Source organism: Bilophila sp., from assembly GCF_057864385.1.
The window spans coordinates 30,561-50,865 of the sequence record NZ_DBMAFI010000026.1; the positions used below are offsets into that span (position 1 = coordinate 30,561).

The 20,305-nt window shown below is 55.5% G+C and carries 22 protein-coding genes and 1 other RNA gene; 10 read left to right on the forward strand and 13 right to left on the reverse strand.

The features are described from left to right. Window positions 1-53: 53 nt before the first annotated feature. From rnpB to ACZM8Y_RS10025, 4 genes are all read right to left on the reverse strand, one after another. Window positions 54-432, reverse strand: an RNA gene (gene rnpB, locus ACZM8Y_RS10010) — RNase P RNA component class A. Between the two features lie 190 nt (window positions 433-622). Continuing rightward, window positions 623-1,390 carry a zinc ribbon domain-containing protein gene (locus ACZM8Y_RS10015; RefSeq protein WP_479858661.1) on the reverse strand — a complete coding sequence of 256 codons (768 nt, stop codon included), beginning with the start codon at window positions 1,388-1,390 and terminating at the stop codon, window positions 623-625. A 35-nt stretch (window positions 1,391-1,425) separates the two neighbouring features. Further along, a complete protein-coding gene (locus tag ACZM8Y_RS10020; protein WP_479858662.1) occupies window positions 1,426-2,280 on the reverse strand; it encodes a Nif3-like dinuclear metal center hexameric protein in 855 nt (284 codons plus the stop codon). Between the two features lie 36 nt (window positions 2,281-2,316). After that, the gene (locus ACZM8Y_RS10025) at window positions 2,317-3,150 is read right to left on the reverse strand and encodes a phosphoribosylformylglycinamidine synthase subunit PurQ (RefSeq protein WP_308771011.1); all 834 of its coding nucleotides are present in this window, start codon (window positions 3,148-3,150) and stop codon (window positions 2,317-2,319) included. A gap of 428 nt (window positions 3,151-3,578) precedes the next feature. Here ACZM8Y_RS10025 and pyrG point away from each other — a divergent pair, with 428 nt between their 5' ends. The 10 genes from pyrG to ACZM8Y_RS10075 all read left to right on the forward strand — a co-directional run bounded on the left by pyrG (window position 3,579) and on the right by ACZM8Y_RS10075 (window position 13,015). Continuing rightward, window positions 3,579-5,231, forward strand: a complete 1,653-nt coding sequence (gene pyrG / locus ACZM8Y_RS10030; protein WP_302554000.1) for a CTP synthase — start codon at window positions 3,579-3,581, stop codon at window positions 5,229-5,231. 102 nt (window positions 5,232-5,333) lie between these two features. Further along, window positions 5,334-6,155 (forward strand): 3-deoxy-8-phosphooctulonate synthase, encoded by an 822-nt coding sequence (gene kdsA, locus ACZM8Y_RS10035; RefSeq protein ID WP_479858663.1) that lies wholly within the window; start codon window positions 5,334-5,336, stop codon window positions 6,153-6,155. Beyond that, window positions 6,145-6,738: a KdsC family phosphatase gene (locus tag ACZM8Y_RS10040; protein ID WP_337432020.1), complete on the forward strand. Its 594-nt coding sequence runs from the start codon at window positions 6,145-6,147 to the stop codon at window positions 6,736-6,738. Before kdsA ends, ACZM8Y_RS10040 begins: the two co-directional genes overlap by 11 nt. After that, entirely contained in the window at window positions 6,735-7,463 is a 729-nt protein-coding gene (gene lptC / locus ACZM8Y_RS10045; RefSeq protein WP_302553997.1) for an LPS export ABC transporter periplasmic protein LptC, read from the forward strand. The genes ACZM8Y_RS10040 and lptC overlap by 4 nt, the downstream gene beginning before the upstream one ends. A gap of 39 nt (window positions 7,464-7,502) precedes the next feature. Beyond that, the gene (locus tag ACZM8Y_RS10050) at window positions 7,503-8,078 is read left to right on the forward strand and encodes an LptA/OstA family protein (RefSeq protein WP_482333242.1); all 576 of its coding nucleotides are present in this window, start codon (window positions 7,503-7,505) and stop codon (window positions 8,076-8,078) included. Further along, the gene (lptB, locus tag ACZM8Y_RS10055; RefSeq protein WP_482333240.1) at window positions 8,078-8,800 is read left to right on the forward strand and encodes an LPS export ABC transporter ATP-binding protein; all 723 of its coding nucleotides are present in this window, start codon (window positions 8,078-8,080) and stop codon (window positions 8,798-8,800) included. Before ACZM8Y_RS10050 ends, lptB begins: the two co-directional genes overlap by 1 nt. A gap of 310 nt (window positions 8,801-9,110) precedes the next feature. Further along, the gene (gene rpoN, locus ACZM8Y_RS10060) at window positions 9,111-10,589 is read left to right on the forward strand and encodes an RNA polymerase factor sigma-54 (protein WP_302553994.1); all 1,479 of its coding nucleotides are present in this window, start codon (window positions 9,111-9,113) and stop codon (window positions 10,587-10,589) included. A gap of 137 nt (window positions 10,590-10,726) precedes the next feature. Next, window positions 10,727-11,263 (forward strand): ribosome hibernation-promoting factor, HPF/YfiA family, encoded by a 537-nt coding sequence (gene hpf, locus ACZM8Y_RS10065; RefSeq protein ID WP_302553993.1) that lies wholly within the window; start codon window positions 10,727-10,729, stop codon window positions 11,261-11,263. A 131-nt stretch (window positions 11,264-11,394) separates the two neighbouring features. Continuing rightward, window positions 11,395-12,300 carry an RNase adapter RapZ gene (gene rapZ, locus ACZM8Y_RS10070; protein ID WP_482333248.1) on the forward strand — a complete coding sequence of 302 codons (906 nt, stop codon included), beginning with the start codon at window positions 11,395-11,397 and terminating at the stop codon, window positions 12,298-12,300. Between the two features lie 88 nt (window positions 12,301-12,388). Then, complete coding sequence (locus tag ACZM8Y_RS10075; protein ID WP_337432025.1) at window positions 12,389-13,015, forward strand: LysE family translocator; 627 nt, start codon at window positions 12,389-12,391, stop codon at window positions 13,013-13,015. A gap of 217 nt (window positions 13,016-13,232) precedes the next feature. Here ACZM8Y_RS10075 and ACZM8Y_RS10080 read toward each other — a convergent pair whose 3' ends face one another. The 9 genes from ACZM8Y_RS10080 to ACZM8Y_RS10120 form a co-directional block, all read right to left on the reverse strand. Beyond that, the gene (locus tag ACZM8Y_RS10080) at window positions 13,233-13,763 is read right to left on the reverse strand and encodes an amidohydrolase family protein (RefSeq protein ID WP_479859263.1); all 531 of its coding nucleotides are present in this window, start codon (window positions 13,761-13,763) and stop codon (window positions 13,233-13,235) included. Window positions 13,764-13,892: 129 nt separating this feature from the next. Further along, the gene (locus ACZM8Y_RS10085; protein WP_482333246.1) at window positions 13,893-14,549 is read right to left on the reverse strand and encodes a class I SAM-dependent methyltransferase; all 657 of its coding nucleotides are present in this window, start codon (window positions 14,547-14,549) and stop codon (window positions 13,893-13,895) included. Between the two features lie 198 nt (window positions 14,550-14,747). After that, the gene (locus ACZM8Y_RS10090) at window positions 14,748-14,996 is read right to left on the reverse strand and encodes a pseudouridine synthase (protein ID WP_482333236.1); all 249 of its coding nucleotides are present in this window, start codon (window positions 14,994-14,996) and stop codon (window positions 14,748-14,750) included. Then, window positions 14,993-15,556, reverse strand: a complete 564-nt coding sequence (locus ACZM8Y_RS10095; protein ID WP_482333233.1) for a DUF4376 domain-containing protein — start codon at window positions 15,554-15,556, stop codon at window positions 14,993-14,995. The genes ACZM8Y_RS10090 and ACZM8Y_RS10095 overlap by 4 nt, the downstream gene beginning before the upstream one ends. Window positions 15,557-15,569: 13 nt before the next feature. Next, window positions 15,570-16,313, reverse strand: coding sequence for a carbohydrate-binding protein (locus tag ACZM8Y_RS10100; RefSeq protein WP_482333230.1), 744 nt, complete (start codon window positions 16,311-16,313; stop codon window positions 15,570-15,572). A 3-nt stretch (window positions 16,314-16,316) separates the two neighbouring features. Continuing rightward, window positions 16,317-16,976: a carbohydrate-binding protein gene (locus ACZM8Y_RS10105; protein WP_482333227.1), complete on the reverse strand. Its 660-nt coding sequence runs from the start codon at window positions 16,974-16,976 to the stop codon at window positions 16,317-16,319. A gap of 14 nt (window positions 16,977-16,990) precedes the next feature. Beyond that, window positions 16,991-17,500, reverse strand: a complete 510-nt coding sequence (locus ACZM8Y_RS10110) for a hypothetical protein (protein ID WP_482333224.1) — start codon at window positions 17,498-17,500, stop codon at window positions 16,991-16,993. Next, window positions 17,500-18,399, reverse strand: coding sequence for a hypothetical protein (locus ACZM8Y_RS10115; protein WP_482333222.1), 900 nt, complete (start codon window positions 18,397-18,399; stop codon window positions 17,500-17,502). Before ACZM8Y_RS10115 ends, ACZM8Y_RS10110 begins: the two co-directional genes overlap by 1 nt. Beyond that, window positions 18,396-20,305 (reverse strand): hypothetical protein (locus ACZM8Y_RS10120; protein ID WP_489501720.1); only part of this gene is annotated, 1,910 nt, incomplete at its 5' end. The genes ACZM8Y_RS10120 and ACZM8Y_RS10115, both read right to left, overlap by 4 nt.

The following is a 20,305-nucleotide window of genomic DNA, read 5'->3' on the forward strand; positions in this document are numbered from 1 at the left end:
CGAAAAAGCCCCGGTGAAGTCTGCATATGCAAAAACCGTCACCGGAGCTTCAAATCGGGAGTCGGACTATAAGCCGGGTTCTGTACCACCCCATCCTTACGGATGGTATGGCGACTGTCATTCCTCTAGGAGCACAGTTACCTGTACCCTCAAGCAACCTACCCGGAAGCGTTGATCGGGCCGATCCGCTTCCCTATTTGGTCTTGCTTCGGACGGGGCTTGCCGAGCTCGTCACGTCACCGTGCCGACTGGTGGGCTCTTACCCCACCGTTTCACCCTTACCGCCCGAAGGCGGCGGTTTGCTTTCTGTGGCGCTCTCCGAGGATCGCTCCCCCTGGGCGTTACCCAGCGTCCTGCCCTATGAAGCCCGGACTTTCCTCTCCGTCCGTCACGCCGAAACGCAATGAACGCGGCGACAATCCATCCGGCTCCCGAAAACTTAAGGCTGTGTTATAGAAAATGGTTATGGTTGATGCTTTTTTACTTGAAGCTCCAAAGGGATAACCGACAAAATGCCTTATCTGTGGCTCCCGCCAAGGGGAAAACCAGAGAAAAATGCTATATTTTCACCGCATTGTGGAGATGAAACAACCACATACTATAACAGAGCCAAACTTAAATACTATTCAGCGTCGTGCGCCATTTCATCAGCCGTCTGGTTGGTCTCTTCGTTGAAGTGCTCCACCCAGTAAATCAAACGCTGACAGTTGGGGCAGTTGATGATCTTATGGCCGCCCTGCAGTTCAATGAACGTCTGGGGGGGAATCATGATCCGGCAACCGGAACAAACTCCGGCGGTCACGGGCACAATCACGGGATGGGACAGACGACGGCGGATGAACTCATAGCGATCAAGGACAGGACGCGGCACAGCGGAGCCTGTTTCGGAACGCACCTGGGCCAGCTCATCCAAGCGCTTACGGGCCTCATCCTGCCGCGTTTCAAGGCTGATCTGCTTAGCTTCCAATTCGGCCTTGAGGTCGGCCCATATAGCGTCAACTTCCTGCAGTGCGTTGTCCTGATGCAGTTTTTCCTCCAACAAGGCGGCACGTTCCTCTTCACGGGAACGGTTCACCTTTTCCATATTGTCCATCTCCCGAGCCATAGCCTGATATTCCCGGGAGTTGGATACCTGCATCATCTTGCTCTTGCTCTTTTTGATGCGGCTGCTGTCGTCATCAAGTTCGCCGGCAATACGCTTTTCCTGTTCCTTCAAGTGCGCAAGCTTTTCCAGTACCCGCTCGCGCTGCGTATTTGCAGCAGCAAAACGTTTTTTGAGATCTTCCAATTCCTTCGGGGCCTGTTCGAGTTCCATCTCCACAGAATGGATGGCATCGTCCACGCGCTGAAGGGCCACGAGTTGGCGGATTTGTTCGAGATAAAGGCTCACAACTCTTCTCCTGAAATCTGATAACGAATTACGCCTCAGTCTGTGGGGGAAAACGGCGCAAGAGGATCCTGCGCGGGCACGAACTGCACGGCGACATCAGACACATTCTCTTTCAATTGCAGGGCAAAACGCCGCATCATCTCTTCTTCAAGACTGAAATGCCCCACATCCAGCACTGGAAGGGGAAGATCGAGCGCAGCGTGATACTTCAAGTCACCGGTAATGAGCAGATCCGCGCCACAGGCAGCGGCCTCAGGCGCAAGCGAACTTCCCGATCCGGGGCAGATGGCAATGCGGCGGATGCGCTCAGGCAAGGTTCCAGCCAAGCGGGGACAACTCCCCACCAGCCATAAGGCCAACATTTTTTTCAACTCTTCCGGGGTGATGTCAACCGCACAATCACCGACGACACCGAAGCCGCAGGCGTACGAACTGCCGCCCCGCTCCATTGTCCCCGTCTGTTCCAGCACAGTCAGCGGCAATGGCATTCCATGTGCCGCCTCGCCATCCTTGGTATCAGAGGAAGGAATACGGCAAAGCCCCAGTTCGTCTGCCAGCCACGAGACAGGTCCCAAAGGATTCGCATCAAGGGACGTATGCGCCGAGTACAACAGCACATCGGCCCGAAACACCAGCGAAAGGACTTCATGGTAGCTGTCCAGCTGATCCGTGAACCGTCCCTCCAGCGTCAGCGGATGATGGGCCAAAATCATTTCAGCCCCTTCGGACAGTGCGATGCGGATAGATTCCGGCGTCGGATCAAGGCACACGGCGAGGCGATTGATGTCCTGCCGTGCGGAAGCGATCTGAACACCCGACTTATCCCAAGGCGCGGCGATCGCGAGCGGTGCCGTCCGTTCAATGAGCGCAATGAGTTCCGACTGTTTCATGCTCCCAATTCCTCTATCTTGCCGAACAGTAGATTTCTAGCTGTGGTTAACGGGATTCTCACGCAGGTATCGGACAGCGTTTGCAAAAAGTGCGGTTCCGGGCACCGCGACTTCCCCGCGCGCCCAACCGGGATGATTCGTAGCGTGATGGAATGCTTCAGGGTGCGGCATCAGTCCGAGGATATGCCCGGTCGGATCCGTCAGGCCGGCAATGCCCAGCGGGGAACCGTTCGGATTCCAAGGATACTCTTGCGTGACCTCGCCAGTTTCCGGGTGCGTGTATTGCAACGCAATCAGATTTTCGTCCTGCAACCGCTGCAAGGTCGCGGCATCGCGGGCCACCAACTTGCCTTCGCCATGACGGACAGGCATCGGCAGCACCCCGTGGACAGCCAATCCTTTGGTAAAAATACAAGGGCTGTCAGGGTTAGGTTTGAGCTGAACCCATCTGTCCTCATAGCGGGCGGAGTCATTATGGCTGAGGGAAACCTGCCGCTCAAAACGCTTCCCGTCCAAGGCGGGGAGGATACCGAGCTTGACGAGCAACTGGAATCCGTTACAGATCCCCAACACAAGACCTCCCGCATCGACGAACCGGTTCAAGCTGTCCAACAGGGGCTGACCTTCAGCATCGGAAAGATGCAGCCAGCGCTGTGCCGCGGCCTGTGCCGCACCGAGATCGTCTCCATCAAGGAATCCGCCGGGGAAAATAAGGAATTGATACTCGCTCAGGCGGACCTTCGCAGCCACAATGTCGGAAAAATGCACCACATCAGCCCTGTCCGCACCAGCCAGACGTGCGGCATGCGCTGTTTCCTGATGCGAATTGGTGCCGTATCCGGTAATGACCAGCGTGTTGACCTGACTCATTGTCCACCCTTTTCCTGCATAAAAATTAAAATCTTACTTAACGAAAAAGCGATAACGCGCCTGCATGCTCCAGCTGCGTCCTTTGATGAAACAAAAACAGGAGCCAGTCTGGAATGGGGGATTTACTTTATGCGGGTGTTTCTTTTCAGTCAATGGCTGTTTTTTTTCTGAAAACAGGCTATAGTTGGCAGATATTGTTTGCGTGCATCTGAATGGCCTGCTGAAGAGCAGAGGAATTATGTTTTTGGAACAGGCGGGTGCCTAAGTCAACGCCTTGTTTCCGTTACAGAACCAGCCGCGTATCGACCCGCTCAGGCGGGCTTTTTGTGTTCGCGTTCTCTCCTTTTCTGATGTATCCTGTTTCAGAGCGAGTTTCGTACACTGTATCCCCTCCGTCACGGCGGGAAAATCATAAATCGAGGTTTTTCATGAAGACCAAGTTTATCTTCATCACTGGTGGCGTCCTTTCCTCTCTCGGCAAAGGGCTTTCGGCGGCTTCCATCGGCGCACTGTTGAAAACGCGTGGGCTGACCGTGACCATCCAAAAACTTGATCCCTATATCAATGTGGATCCCGGAACCATGAACCCCTATCAACATGGTGAAGTATACGTTACGGATGACGGTGCGGAAACGGACCTCGATTTGGGGCACTACGAACGCTATCTCAATACGGCGCTCTCCCAGAAAAACAACACGACTTCGGGTTCCATCTATTATAAGGTCATCACCAAGGAACGCCACGGCGACTACCTCGGCGGCACGGTGCAGGTGATCCCCCACATTACCGATGAAATCAAAAACGCCATCCTCAGCCTCGCCAAGGATGAACCCGAAAATCCCGCTCCCGACGTCGCCATCATTGAAATCGGCGGCACGGTGGGCGACATCGAAGGCCTGCCCTTCCTTGAAGCCATCCGTCAGCTCCGCTCCGAACTGGGCCGCGACAACTGCCTCTACATCCACCTGACGCTCGTGCCCTACCTCCGTTCCGCCGGGGAACACAAGACCAAACCCACGCAGCACAGCGTCAAGGAACTCCGTTCCATCGGCATCCAGCCTGACATCATCCTCTGCCGCTGCGAAGAGCCCGTCCCCGCCGACCTCCGCGCCAAAATCGCCCTGTTCTGCAATGTGGACAAAGACGCCGTGTTCTCCGCCGTGGATGTGAGCAACATCTACGAATTGCCCTTAAAGCTTTATGAAGAAGGCTTGGATCAGAAGGTCGCCATCATGCTGCGCCTGCCCGCCCGCAACGCCAAGCTTGAGCCGTGGGAAGAGCTGGTCCACAACGTCAAGAATCCGCAGGGCCGGGTCACCATCGCCATCGTCGGCAAGTATGTCGAACTGAAGGAAGCCTACAAGAGCCTTCACGAGGCTTTGGTGCATGGCGGCATCGCCAACAGGGTCGCTGTGGATCTCCGTTATGTGAACTCCGAAGAGGTAACGGCTGAAAACGTCGCCGAAACCTTTAAGGGCGCTGACGGCATCCTTGTTCCCGGCGGTTTTGGGTATCGCGGCGTCGAGGGGAAAATCGAATCTATCCGCTACGCTCGTGAAAACAATGTCCCCTTCTTCGGAATCTGCCTCGGCATGCAGTGTGCGGTCATCGAATTCGCCCGCCACGTCGTCGGCATCGAAGAAGCCAACTCCGAAGAATTCAATCCATTTGCCAAGGATAAGCTCATCTACCTGATGACCGAATGGTACGATTTCCGCAAAAAGGCCGTGGAACGCCGCGATGCGGAAAGCGACAAGGGCGGAACCATGCGCCTCGGCGCGTATCCCTGCACCGTTTCGGAAGGGACCCACGCTTTTGAGGCCTACAAAACGGCCAATATCAACGAACGTCACCGCCATCGTTACGAATTCAATAATGCCTATCGCGAACGTCTTGCGGATATGGGCATGGTTTTCAGCGGCCAGTCTCCCGACGGTACGCTGGTGGAAATCGTTGAAATCCCCAATCACCCGTGGTTCTTGGGCTGTCAGTTCCATCCTGAATTTCAGTCCCGCCCGATGAAGCCCCACCCGCTGTTCAAGGACTTCATCCGTGCGTCTTGCATGGCTCGCAAGAAGTAGACTTCCCTCCCATAATGCTTATTCCTTTGCGGTCATTCCGGTGATAAAACCGGAATGACCGCAAGGTCGTCTCCTAGCGAGAACCCCTTTTACCGTTAAGGAATGCCCATGATGACATCGGACGAGCTCTATAGCCAGCTTCGGAAGGAGCACTTTATTTTTGCGGGCCCCTGCGCTCTGGAGAGCTTTGAATTGGCGCTGGACACGGCGCACGCCGTAGCCGAGGCCAGCAGGGAGGCCGGATTGTTTGCCGTCTTCAAGAGTTCGTGGGATAAGGCCAACAGAACGTCTGGGAAAGGCTTCCGTGGCCCGGGCTTGGCTAAAGGCATGGAATGGCTGGCTCGGATCAAGGAGGAAACGGGGCTGCCCGTCGTGACGGACATCCATCTGCCCGAACAGGCCGGGCCTGTCGGTGAGGTGGCGGATATTCTTCAGATCCCCGCTTTTTTGTGCCGCCAGACGGATCTGCTCTTGGCGGCGGCACGGACGGGCCGTGTCGTCAACGTCAAAAAAGGCCAGTTTGTAGCCCCGTGGGATATGGCCCCCGTGCGCGATAAAGTGGTCGGGGCTGGCAATAACCGCGTCCTTCTGACGGAGCGAGGCTCCTCTTTCGGATACAATAACCTTGTGGTCGATTTTCGTTCCATACCCATCATGCGTGCGCTGGGCGCCCCGGTAATCTTTGACGCGACACATTCCGTTCAGCTCCCCGGCGGGAAAGGCAGCTGCTCCGGCGGTGAACGGCATCACGTGCCCACACTGGCCCGTGCCGCTGCGGGGGCTGGGGCAGACGGTATTTTTATGGAATGCCACCCGGATCCCGACAAAGCCCTGTGCGACGGCCCCAACAGTTGGCCCGTGGCCAAGCTTCCGGCGCTCTTGAAGCAACTTTCAGCCATATGGAACATTCCTTATGACTTGTAATACCCTTTATTCCGATGGGATCGGAAGATCCGGCCAGTCCTCCACTCCACGGCACGAATCGCTTGAAAGCCTCGCCAAACGCATCCGTCTTCTTGTCTTGGATGTGGACGGTGTCATGACGGACGGCGGCCTTTACTATGACGCTAACGGACTCGCCATGAAGAGGTTCCATGTCCTTGACGGGATCGGCATTCGGCTGGCCAAAACAGCGGGGATTGAAGTCGCCGTCCTTTCCGGCATGGATGTGCCCTGCGTCGTGAGGCGGCTCGAAGTCCTTGGCGTGACCGAGTATCACGGCGGATCCGACAATAAATGTACTATCCTTGACGGGATGCGTAAACGGATGTCCCTTGAGTGGCACGAAATCGCCTACCTTGGGGATGATTGGGTCGATCTTGCACCGATGTCTCGTGTGGGGCTGCCCGCCGCCGTTGCGAATGCCATGCCGGACGTCAAAAAACTGGCGAAGTTCGTAACCCAAAAGGAAGGCGGATGCGGCGCCGTCCGGGAATTTGTCGATTTGTTGTTGACTTGCCAAGGGAAACGTGACGCTCTGCTTGAGCATTGGATGCGGTTGGAATGAAACGGTCACGAATCCTGCTTATTGCCGCTCTGGCGGCACTTCTCGCTGGAGGTTGGTATGTCGCGAAGCGTGGCGGGGAAACAACGCTGATCGGCAGGCTGCTTGATGTCGCCAACAAGGGCGGCATCAAGTCTCTTGACGGGGCGAAGCTGCAAGACAACGCCACACAACCCGGCAACCCGCTTGAGGAAGTGGCTGGATTGGCCATTAAGGGGATCAACCTCTTCCAAGGAAATAAAGGATTGGAACTGTGGCGTCTCAAAGCGAGCTGGGCCCATATGTCCCAAAACGGCGATACGATCGATGTGGACAAGCCCGTCGTCCGTTATGCGCTCGGTGAAGGTTCCGCAAGCAACCCTGACGATGATGTTCTTGATGTGCAGGCCCAGTTTGGAAAAATCACCGACAACCAGCGATTCCTCACACTTTGGGATGATGTCGTCATCACTCGTTATGATGAAGTCATCACCAGTTCGCGCATGAACTACGATGCCAATAAGCGCCTTATGACCTTTCCAGAAGGTGCTGTGTTTGAAAGTCCCACGGCATCCGGGACAGCCACCCTTCTTGCTTGGGATCTTGCTGCCAATGAAGTACATGGTTCGGAAGGCGTACTGGTCGTACTCAAGCCCCGCCCCGATGCCACAAACGCCAATGCCGCACCTTCCCCGCATGAAACGCAGGCCAATCCCCAGCAAGAATTACCTCAACCTGCAAAGAAATAAGCCGCTATAGCTTCAATGGGTTACGGCTAGGAAAACATTATGAAAAAACTTTTTTTAGGTATAACCACACTGAGTTTAAGCCTGCTCTGCTCTGCTCCGCTGTGGGCAGCGCCGGTGACGCCGCCAAAGCCCGCCAAAAATGTTGAAACACGGATCACCTCCGATCAGCTGACCTATATCGCTGAAAAACAGCTCGTCATCTTTGACAAAAACGTCCATGTAGTCCGACCGGATATTGAAATATGGGCCAGCAGGATCACGGTTTATTTGAAGCCGCCCAAAGGGGACGCACAGAAGAAAGAAAACGAAAAAGGCGGCATGCCTGCCGGAATGGTCGCCGGTGATGTAGAGCGTATCGTCGCCGAACGGAGTGTGCGCATGAAAAGCGAAAACCGCAACGGCACTTGCGCGAAAGCGACCTATACGATGGACGACGGCGTCCTTCTCATGGAAGGCGATCCCCGTCTGACCGACGGGGAAAACACGGTTACTGGGGAGACCATCAAATATTTTACGGAAGAAAACCGTAGTGAAGTCATGGGCGGCTCCAAGAAGCGCGTCGAAGCGGTCTTTTCCGGCTCTAAAAGCTCCAGCCCGATCCGGGGGAACCGCTGATGGCCCGACTGTCTGGAGTTGATTTACGTAAATGGTACGGCCAACGCGAGGTCGTGCGCGGCGTTTCCCCCGAAGTGAACCAAGGGGAAATTGTTGGTCTGCTCGGCCCGAATGGGGCGGGTAAAACCACTTCGTTCTATATGCTGACCGGGATCATCAAACCGTCTTCAGGGCGGGTTCTCCTTGAAGCTCAGGATATTGGAACTTGGCCGCTCCATGAGCGCGCACGTGTGGGCATTTCCTACCTCCCGCAGGAAAGTTCCGTCTTCAGAAAACTTACGGTGCGTCAAAACCTTCAGATTATTCTGGAGCATACGGGTCTTTCCCGCAAGGAGCAGAAAGAAAGGGCGAATATCTTGCTTGAAGATTTCGGCCTCACCAGGCTGGAAAAATCCCACGCTATGCACCTGTCCGGTGGGGAACGCCGACGCCTGGAAATTGCCCGTGCGCTTATTCGGGAACCGAAATTCGTCCTGCTCGATGAGCCGTTTGCCGGGATTGACCCCCTTGCGGTGGGCGATATTCAAGGTTTGGTGCGCGCCTTGCGCGATCGCGGGATCGGAGTTCTCATCTCTGACCACAACGTCCGTGAAACTCTGACGATTTGCGACCGGGCCTATCTCATGGTGCAAGGGCAGGTCGTTCTTTCCGGGACACCGGAAACCATTGTCAATAATGAACAGGCTCGGAGCGTCTATCTTGGAGAAGGGTTTTCGCTCTGAGGTTCCATAGCCCGCTATTCTTTGTAATGATAAAAAAGATCGTGTACTCCGGTACCGATCTTTTTTTCTGTGGCAAATGCAATAACCAGTTTTTTTCTCATTTCTTTTTTATCAAATAACCACCTACAAGAAAAGAACAGAAGAAAAAAGCATCCCTGTTCTTGCAACATCCCTGAGCATGTGGCATAATCCCTGCATGTGAGGCATAAAGATGCTCGGTTGCTCTTGGCCTGACGGGTACCGTCGGTTCCCCTCCTCTTTAAGGTGTTCCTGCGGGTTGGACAGACTCTTATGACAACGGGATATTTGCATGGCATTGGAACTCAGACAGCAGCTTAAGCTTTCACAACAGCTGGTGATGACACCACAATTGCAGCAGGCTATCCGCCTATTGCAGCTATCCCGCTTGGAGCTTGTGGAAACGGTTCAGCGGGAGCTGCTGGAAAACCCGTTTCTCGAAGAAATACAGGATGAGCCCTCCAACGAGCCCCCCGCAGAAGTCCGCCCCGAATCCCCACGCGATGAGCCTACATACGATCGGGAAGTGGCCCGCTCCGAAGACTGGGAAGACTATCTCGGAGAATTCGCAAGTACCCCGCAGCAAGTCCAGCCCAGAGACTATGAGCTCCCCGAAGAAATGAGTTCTCTGGAAGCCAGATATGCCTCCAGCCCCACGCTTGAAAGCCACCTTATGTGGCAGCTCCGCCTTTCCTCCCTTACTGACGATCAGAAAGAACTCGGTGAAATCATTATCGGAAATCTTTCTTCTTCCGGCTACCTTCAAGCATCCCTTGAAGAAATGGCGGAGATGGCACGTGCGGATTTTGCTGGCGAGGCTTCAACCGACGAAACGAAAGACAAGGCATGGCCTACAGCCGAAGAGGTAGAGACGGTTCTTAAGGCCATCCAGTTATTCGATCCGGTGGGTGTCGCCGCCCGAACACCTCAAGAATGCCTCCTCATCCAGATAAAGGCGTTAGGATATGACAGGGATCAGGTCCTTGTCGATCTCGTGCGCGATCACCTTGAGGATCTGGAGGCCCACAGATACAAGCCCCTGCTCCGCAAGTTCCGGCTGGATATGGATGAACTCAAGGAATACCTGGATATCATCCAGTCCCTTGATCCCATGCCTGGAGCGAGTTTTGGCGAAGGTGTGTCCACTTATGTCAGCCCTGATGTCTTTGTATACAAGGTGGACGGAGAATTCCTTATTGTCCTCAATGAGGACGGACTGCCGAATCTGCACTTGAGCCCTGTGTATGATAATGCATCGGAAAACGCGTCCAGCAAGGAAAAAGAATACTTCAACGAAAAAATCCGTTCCGCGGCGTGGCTTATCAAAAGCCTGCACCAACGGCAGCGGACATTGTACAAAGTTGTCGAAAGTATTGTAAAACATCAGCGCGGCTTTTTTGAGGAAGGGATCAGCAAGTTCAAGCCGCTTATCCTGAAAGACATCGCCGACGATATCAACATGCACGAATCCACGGTCAGCCGCATCACGACCAATAAGTATGTGGCAACCCCCTTTGGCGTGTACGAACTCAAGTTCTTCTTCAACAGCGCGCTGGAATTGGATGACGGAAGCCAAGTGGGTTCGGAGAGCGTTAAGGCGCTCATCAAAAAGTGCATCAGTGAAGAAGATCCTAAAAATCCCCTCTCGGATGAACGCATCGGTGAAATTCTCAAGGAACACTTAAAGGTGAATATAGCCCGGAGAACGGTAGCCAAGTACCGGATGGCAATGGATATTCCGTCATCATCCAGAAGGAAGGCCCATTTTTAGCCGTTCGAGGCCGCTTGAGAGCCCTTGACAGGACCTCAAAAAGGTTGTTGTAAAGGAATCATGCCTGACAAAGCAATGTCCGTTGCGGATATCTTGGTATTCGTTGTGCGGACTGGTTAGCAGCCAAAGGAGGCTTCATGCACATTTCCTTTACTTTCAAGAATTTCGAGCCGTCTGAACATTTACGTAAGTATGCCCGTCGCCGTATGGAGAAGTTGGGAAGGTTCTTCGGCAAGAACCCCGCTCTTGATGCGCAGGTAAATATGGCGGTCGACAAGTTCCGCCAGCGCGTTGAAGTTCAGCTTACCGGTGACGGCATCAATATTGCCGCCAGTGAAGCCTCGGAAGATATGTACGCCTCCATCGACCTTGTTCTTGATAAGCTGGAAGCTCAGGTCAAGAAGTTTGTTTCCCGGAACAAGGAAATCCATCGGAAGGGGCGCGCCAATGATATTGACGTGTATACGTTTGAAGTAACGGAAGAGGATGGTGAACGCACGATTACGGGGCGCGACCATTTTTCTCCCAAGCCCATGAGTCCCGACGAAGCGGCCATGCAGCTTGACGCAAATGACTTTGAATTCCTCACTTTCCTAAATTCGGAAAATGATCGCATCAATGTCATCTATCGGCGTAAGAACGGTAACCTTGGATTGATAGATCCTATTTTCTAGGGCTTGTGCCGATACGATAAAGTAATTTCAACAAGCCCGCCCGGAGAGTATCACCGGGCGGGCTTCCTGTTACTACGGAAGCACTCATGACGGATCAGCCTCTCCTTCCTAAACATGCCGTGACAAAGTCGATGAACCCTACTCCCGAAGGCCTCAAAGCGAATGCTGATAAGCCGATCTTCATCATCACCGGGCTCTCCGGTGCAGGCAAAAGTACTGTACTTCATGTCTTTGAGGACATGCGCCTGTTCACGGCGGACGGGGTGCCGCCAGAGCTCATGCCGGAGATGGTGCGCCTTCTACAGGGTTCCTCCGTTGAGCCTTCTCATGGCATAGCTCTCGGTTTCGATCAGCGGCGCAGCGAGTTTATGGCTGAACTCGATCAGGCGCTGCATCGGCTGTCCGGTATGGGATTCCGCACGAAGATCCTTTATCTGGAAGCAGATCCAGCCGTCATCATGCGGCGCTACGCCACAACTCGCCGTCCCCATCCGCTTGAGCGGGAAGGCGTCGGCTTGGAACAGGCCGTACGCGAAGAAATGGAACGCCTTGCTCCCGTTCGGGAAATCGCCGATAATGTCATCGATACCTCTTCCTTTTCCATCCACGACTTGCGGCGGAGCATTCAACGCAAATGGAACAGCACCCAAGAACGCCTTCACACCATCAAGGTCAATCTGATTTCCTTCGGGTTCAAATACGGCGTTCCCCGCGAAGCGGATCTTGTCTTTGATCTGCGTTTTCTCCCCAATCCCTACTTCGTCGAAGCGTTGCGCCCGCAGACGGGAAAAGAGAGCGCCATTGCCGAATATGTTTTCAGTGAACCTTCAGGTAAAGAATTCAAAAAACGGCTTATTGATTTTTTATCTTTTCTTTTGCCCCTTTATGATGCTGAAGGACGTTACCGTATTACGGTAGCCTTAGGATGTACGGGAGGGAAACACCGCTCCGTGGCGATGACAGAAGCCCTTATGCGGGCACTCAAACGGCAAGATTATGCTGTTTCCGTGGAGCATCGGCATATGGAGCTTGGTTGATCCGCTCACTTCTGAAGTTTGCTTTTTCCGCTTCGAGGCATTAGAGATACAGCCTGTCATACACATCAATGCCATAGGGAATATGAACATGCTGCCTCTTGAAACCCTCGGAGCGTTTTTTGTTGCTGCCATAGTAATGGGATTAGCCCCCGGCCCCGATAATATTTTCGTTTTAACCCAGTCCGCCCTGTATGGCTTTCGGGCCGGCATCATGACCACGTTAGGGCTGATGACCGGGCTTTTCGGGCATACGGCAGCCGTAGCCCTCGGCGTTGCGGCACTGTTCCAGACATCCGAGATGGCCTTTACTGTCTTGAAATGTGCAGGGGCGGCCTACCTGCTGTATCTGGCATGGCTTTCCTTCCGCAGCGGCGCATCTAGGGCATGGCTTGAACAAAGCACCTTTCCCGGATACTGGGCCTTGTATCGGCGGGGTGTGATCATGAACATTACCAACCCCAAGGTTACGCTTTTCTTCCTCGCCTTCCTTCCGCAATTCGCCAAACCGGAACTTGGAAATGTCCCGTTTCAGATCATCACTTTTGGCCTCCTCTTTCAGCTCGCTACGCTAATCGTCTTCGGAGGTGTTTCGTTCCTTGGCGGCAGGCTTGCCGAGTGGTTCAACGCCTCCATCCGGGGGCAAATCATCCTCAACCGGATCACCGCATGCATCTTCACCGCATTGGCGCTCCTGCTCATCTTCTCCTCCAGATGACAGAAAGCCCCGTCATACGGGGCTTTTCTTTTTGGCTCTGTCATAGTACATGGTTGTCTTATTTCAGCAATATATTGAAAATATATGCTTTTCCTTTAATCTTTCTGCTGGTGGGCTCTGTGATTGGGGGATTTTATTAGTTATTTCTTTGGAATTTCAAGGAAATAAAGCATCAACCGTTTTCTATGATACAGCCTTCTTTTTTTGTGGATCTGAACTAGAATCCTAAGAACTGCTTGATATTGCGATAAAAGATCTTCTCAAGGGCGTTCTCCGGCAATCCGCAGACCTCCGTCCGCAGCATTTCCACCCGGTAATGATGGAACGGCGCATCGCTCCCCCAGAAAACCCGTTCGCTGCCGACCGTATTATAGGCCTCGCGGATTTTGGTGTGCATGGGCATCCCCGATGTTTCGAGGTACACATTGTCGTGTTTCTTGGAAAGATCAATGGCGGCCTGAATGTAGATGCCGTTTCCATGTCCCATGTGTACCATCACGATCCGTACTTTCGGAAAATCCTCCACAAGCTGGATGATGCTGTGGGGAAGGGAAAAAGGTGGATGCCCCGAATGGATGAATACAGGCAAATCCATCTGTTGCGCGACTTCCATCAGGGGATGCACCACGGCGTCATTCGCCGTAAAAGCATTGAAAAGGGGATGCAGCTTTATCCCCTGAAAACCGTGTTCACGGGCTTCGCGGATAACTGTTTCGACGGCCTTGTCCCCGTCGTAGGGACTAGACAATAGTTTAATATATTTAAATAATTAAACTTACACTCAGCATAATGTGTCAAAATGTGGCGAAATAGACCACAAATATGTGTCAAAATATGTGCCTAAAAAGCCCTCCCGGAACTACCGAGAGGGCTTTTTCTATCCCTCAATCAACCATCCCGCAAAATCTCCGAACCGGAACACCTCCACGGCGTCGGGCCCCAACTCCCCACGGTAAAGAGGCCGCTGCACGCCGGACAGTGAAAGCTCTTTCCGCATCACCGCCCCCGGCTCCGCGCCCTGCCTGAGCTTGCAATCCCACGTCAGCCGGGACAGCACCGTTGCCGGATAACCGCCGGGGGATTCTTCCTTGTCCACCACGATAATCGCCCCGCCCGGCTTCACCTTCCCCCTCAGCGTCGCAAGCAAACGCCGCCGCTCCGGGACGGGCAGGAACATGAGGACAAGGAAACAGATAGCAACATCAAACGGCTTATAGGGATATCGGGCTACGTCAGCCATGACCGCCCTACCCGGCCCATTGTACGCCTTCACCATGTCCGGGACTTCATCAAGCGCAACAAGCCGTGCGTTTCTCTCCGTCAGCGTCGGCGAAAGAGCCCGCCCGACGTTCCCCGTGCTGGCCCCAAGGTCATAAACCAGACCCCGCCGAGGAATGTAATGCCGCGCAATCAGCACGATGGATTCCGTCACCATCCCATACCACGGCAACTGCTCCCGTACATGGACATCAAACTGAGGGGCAAACCCCTGAAACGTCCAATCCTGCCGCTTATCCTGTTCAGCTCCTATCATCACTGAGTTGAGTCCTGTCTTGCGCCCCGCCGTTCCGCCTGTTACCCTTCGTGCGCCCCGTAGAATGGGCACAAACACTGGCGGAAACCTTGCACGATGCTGCAATCATCGTGTGGGGCCGTGGTTCGGCGGTGAGACGCCGAGCCGGTGGGGGAGGCTCCAATCTCCCCCGCCTCTGCCTGAACATACTCTAACGGTTTACGCTTCCGGGGTCACGCGCCGCAGTTCAGGGGGCGACTGCCTGCCCTCCCTCTCGCTTTCGTAACTGCTCTTACAGTGTTCCCTTTCCCAGAAGAACAGCGCGTCCACGAGCTTGCGGGGCCATGTGCGTATGCCTGCCTGTTCCCACCGCCAGCATCGGCTGCTCAAGGTTTCGTCAGGCCAGCCCATGAAGAGGGTGTTGAGGAACTGATCGAAGCCGATGAGGATGTGTTTTCCGTAGGTCATGCGGCTTCAACCTCTTCCGGCGTGGTCGCGGCCTCCACAGCCGCTTTACGTTCCCCGCCGCGCTGCATCGTCTCGTTCTTGTGATTCATGGCCCCGCCCGCGTAGAGCGCGAGGAAGCCCGATGCGTCGAACGTCAAACGCTCAAGTTCACCGCCCGGTACTGTGTAGGCGTTCCACGTCACGGATTCGGGCAGGCCGGGCATTCCCGATTGCTTCATCAGGCAGACATTCGCCGTATCCGCAAAATTCTGCTGGTCAAAGGTGTCATAGCTGAAATGATAGGTGACTCCGCCCACGGCATAGTCGAACCCGGAAGCAATGGCGGCGGACGTTTCCGCGTCGATCCGGGCCTTCTTCGCTGCTTTCAGCTCTTCCAGCGTGGGCACATAGGGTTTTTCTTCGGTCACACATTCCGGATGCGCTTCGGCGTAGGCAAACACCTCGTCCCATTCTTCCGCGAATTCGGCGGCGTAGGGATAGACATGGTAGGGCATGCCATTTTTCGTGATGACGTATGAGTCGTCAAAAGTGCGGTGGATGATTTGTCTGTAGTCCGTCATCTTTTTATCCTTTTCATGCTATTCTGATAGCAAGGGCTGGCCCGGTAACCATTGTTCCTCCAGCTTCATCTATTGCTTTTGTTCCCTTATCAAGATACCGCCATGTTCCTCCATTCGGTAGGTTAACGCCAGTCCTTTCAGATATAGCAACTACATTAGGCGTAACTACTGCCGAGTGTGCCGCGTAACTAGTGCTTCCCGCAGGCCCTTGCGGGCCTTGTGGCCCTGTCGCTCCCGTGGCTCCTTTAGGGCCTTGCGGCCCAGTAGCGCCCGTATCACCTTTGTCGCCTTTCGGCCCTTGTTCCCCCGTGGCCCCTTTGTCACCTTTGTCGCCTTTGGCTCCAGTCGCGCCTTTTTGCGCGATCAGCGTCCAGTAAGCCGTATTCGTGGGGAGGATGGAGGTGGTGGAGGTATGGCTTTTCTTGCAGGCATAGGAACTGCCGTTATACGTCACCACGTCAATTTGCGTAGTGTTGTTTACGTAGGCCGTTCCACTGGCCCATGCGCCCTTCACCACAAGCGAAGCGCCCTTGGCCCCGGTTGCGCCTTTCGCTCCCGCCGCTCCGTCCTGTGCGGCCTTTTTCCAGAACGTCGATGAGTCGGACGGTGTGGAGCCCACAGTATAGGTCTTTGCGGTCATTACCCACAGCGCAGTGCCGTGGCGAACCATGTTCAAGGTTTCGTATGTGGCCTTTGCCGACCAATCCCCTTTATAGATCGGGCACACCGGCCCAAGATCATATGTTTGTTGCGCCATTTGTTAATCTCCTATCGTAACGATCAAATGCCCGTTGGCGTTGATGGCCACTGCGGTAATGCTCGCCCCCGCATCGCCTTTTGGCCCCTGCGGTCCTGTTGCTCCAGTTGCGCCTTTCGTTCCGGTTGCGCCTTTCGGCCCTTGTTCCCCCTTGTCTCCCTTATCCCCTTTCTCTCCTTGTTTTCCTGTCGCTCCAGTCGCTCCCTTTTGTGCGATCAGCGTCCAATACGTAGCGTTGGTCGGCAGAATGGAAGATGAAGACGTATGGCTTTTGACGCAGGCGTAGGAACTGCCGCTATACGTCACCACGTCAATTTGCGCAGCGTTGTTTACGTAGGCCGTTCCGCTGGCCCATGCGCCCTTCACCGCAAACGAAACGCCCTTGGCCCCGGTTGCGCCTTTCGCTCCCGTATCTCCGGTATCCCCTTTGTCGCCTTTAGCCCCCGTTGCGCCCGTAGCCCCCGTATTGCCTTTTTGAGCCATGAGCGCCCACTTTGATGTGTCCGTGGGCAACGTCCCGGCGGGGCTCCCGCCTGACGCCGTGCATACGTATGACGAACCGTTATAGGTCACACAGTCAAAAAACTCGTAAGCCGTGCCGGAACTGTACACACCTTTATGCACAAGCCGGACGCGGCCAAGGTCAAGCGTATTGCCCGCCATATGCTTGTCCTCCTTTAGCTGACGGAAATAATGAGATTTCCACGATCATCAATGTAACCATCCGTGATGTCGGACGATGTCACGACCATAAACCGCAAATGCCCGGTGTCAGGATCGAGCCTGAAACTTGAGACGTTCGTCAAACCTACTACCGTGTCGCCGCGTGGGATGCCGAGCGTGAGCTTGGAATTGCCGGGATCAAAGGTTGCGGTCGCGTCGGCCCCCGACGCCAGAGTGACGGCCTCAGCGGTCATTTCCCTGTACTGATTGACGAGGCTCTGAGCCCGGTTTGCACTTTCCCCGGCTGCCGTAGCTGAGGCTGCGGCTGCTTCGACGCTGCCATTCACATCCACGGCGAACTGGTTCAATGCTGGAATAAGCGTCTTGTTCAGGTCTTCGTTGACCATCTTCTTTTGCGCTTTCAGACTGTTGAACGTCAGCACGTCAAACCGTTCCTGATCGCCCACCAGCCTGTCCGGCGGCTCCGGGAGATCCGAAATCTTGGGAATCTGTTTTACTGCCATTACTTCAACCCCTGTATGTCAACGCTCATGGAAATTTCGTTCGGCCCTTCAAAAGTTGCCCGCCAATCCTCAAGCCACCCCCAAACCGTCAGCGACTGGTAGGAGCCGATGCCCTCGTTGTCGTCGCCAAGCCACAGCGCCGGAAGGCCATGCAGCCGGGAAAGGATTTCCCGCACGGTATCGAGCCGGGACGGATGCAGATACAAGGGCAGGCTCGTGCGCTTGGCGTTGGCCCGCTTGACCAGCCGCGTGTTGCCGAACTCGTCGGTATCCTTCCGGGAATAGTCGCGGATGGAGCATTGCGTGTTGTAAAGCGTCAGGCCAAGGGGCCATGCCTGTCCGGCCACGACATGGCCGAGCGCCGGGCCTCCCTTCTGCGTGAGCGTCACCTCCAGCGTGGCCACGGGCGACAAGGGAATGTTGGTCACGGCCTGATCAACAACCCGCTCAAGGGGCCTGAAATAGTATTCCCAATAACCGTCAACATCCTTCAATGTGTTTACGGTGTTATCGTACATAACGAGGCCGTCGCCGTCCTTCACCACGGCCCGGATGCTCGTGGCTTTGAAGTTCAGGAGCGCAAACGCCGTACAGCGGTTGAAAGACACCGTGAACGTCAGCGTCTCGGCGTCCGCCGGGGCAACGGTTTGCGTAGACACGTACTGGTCGAGCATGGCGTACCGGTTCGTCGGCCCCATGAGCCGCCACACCGCGTCTGTCCCTTCGCAATGCAGATCCGGCTGTTTGCCTGTGCTGGCGCCTACGGCCTTGTAAACCTCATGCCCGTAGACGACGGAATCCCCGACGCCATACGCGGCTTCCGTAGCCCACGCCGGGGCGTCATCTTCCGGCACGGAACTGGACAACAGCCTGACGGCCTGTGGCTCTATGACCTTCATACGCCCACCTTCGTCGGCACGCCTTCAACATCCCAGAGTTCGACCAAATCCGACACGCGCCGCCCGTACTTTGCCACCTCACTGAGGAGAATATTCATATCCCGACGAAGCTGATGGACTTCCTGCCGCAATGCCCTTGCCTCCCCACCGCTTTCGCGGCTTTCCCCGGATGTTGCCCCAGGTATCGCGCCCCGGAGTATTGCCGCCGTATCCGCCGCAGTGTAGACGCGTCTCGGCTGCGAGAAATTCACCAGTTCCGGCCCTTTTTCGCCCACAAGCGCCCACCCCGGCATGGCAAGGCCGCCTCCCGCGAACGCCTTGACCCCGGCCTTGTCCGCCGCCGCATCCAAAAGCGGTTTCAGCTCGGCAATCTGCTTCTCGATTTCTTCAAGTGTCGCGCTCTGACCTTGAAGCTGCTCAAGGGCCGCATTCTGGGCATCAAGCTGGCCTTGCAGCGTTTCAAGTTGTTTGTCGGCGGCGGACACCTGCGCACCCGCCGCCTCTTGCGCGGCTTTCAACTGCGCATTCACCGCCCAGAACGCGTCGAGGTATTCCTCTTCCGTCCCCGCCGTCTGCTTCACCAGATCGAGCAGGGAATTGCCCACGCCCGCAAGCTGGCCCGCAGCGTCGGAGTCGCCGCCCAGAGCAAGCCCTGACAGCCTCCGAAACTCGGCCTGCACCGTGCCGAGACGGTTCTCCGCGTCAATGTTGGCGTTCCCGGCGAACAGGCCGTAACGGGACTGTTCAAGGCTCTTATCAAGGTTTTCCCATGTGTTCTTGAGAGATTGCGCGGCGGAAAGCTGCTCGTTAAGGGCGTTGATCTCTTCTTGGATCGCCTGTTGTTGCAACTGGAGCCGTTGCTGCTCCAGCGCATCCATCTGCGCCTTGAGCGAATCATATTCGGATTTCGCGGCGTCCTGCGCGGCCTTTGCCGTTTCCGCCGCGTGCAGCTTCATGAGTTCCGCAACCTGCGCGGAGCCTTCACCGAACTGGCTGATCGCTTCCCGCAATTCGTTTTCCTGCGAAATGGCCCGGCTTACTTCGTCACTGGTGCCGTCAAGCGCCGCCCACCGCTGCGCGATGGACTGATCGAACGTGCGCAGCATTTCCTCAGTGGCCTGTTTCACCACTTCCGCGCGCATGGCCTCCACCTGCGCAAGCTGCGATTCCGTAGCCCCGATGATTTCAAGCGCCTTCTTGCGCTGATCGACAGCCTCGTTCGCCGCCTTCACCGCCTGCTCATAGGCGGAAAGCGGATGCAGCGATTCATCCAACGTATTGATGTAATCGTTGATGAAGGCGTTCCGGTACTCATCAATGAGATCCGCAGCGTACTGCGCGTTCACACCGGAATCCTTCATGCCCTGCGTCCATGCGTCGAGCTGCTCCTTGGCGGACTGCGCCTGCTGCTCCATCTCGGACAGCGGGTTTGTAATGGCTTCGGTCGCGCTCGTCACCGCGTTGATGGCGGAAAGCGCCGTAGACGCCTTCTGCAACCCCTCGTCGGTGGTGACGTCGAACGAATCAAAGAACTGCGAGATGCCCGCGTCCGCAAACACCTTTTGCGCCACGGCGGTCATCTGGTTGCGCATGTCCTCGGCGGCTTCCTCAAGCCGTTCTTCGGCCATGCCCTCTTCCCACCACTGGAAATTCCACGAGGCATCGGAGATGCCACGCCCGGCTGACCATGTTGCCGTCTCAAGCCCGGAAAGCGCCTGCTGGCGGATCTGCTCCGGCAGCGCCCCGGCAATATCCAAAAGGTTCCCGGCGGTCTGGCTGGCGATTTGGGCAATGCCCTGCGCGAACGGCTCGGCTTCCTTCCGCCCGGCCCGGTCATACCACGCCCCACCCATGAAGGCGTCAATGTACGTCTGCGGGTCACGCGAGAAGCCCACATTCTCCATTT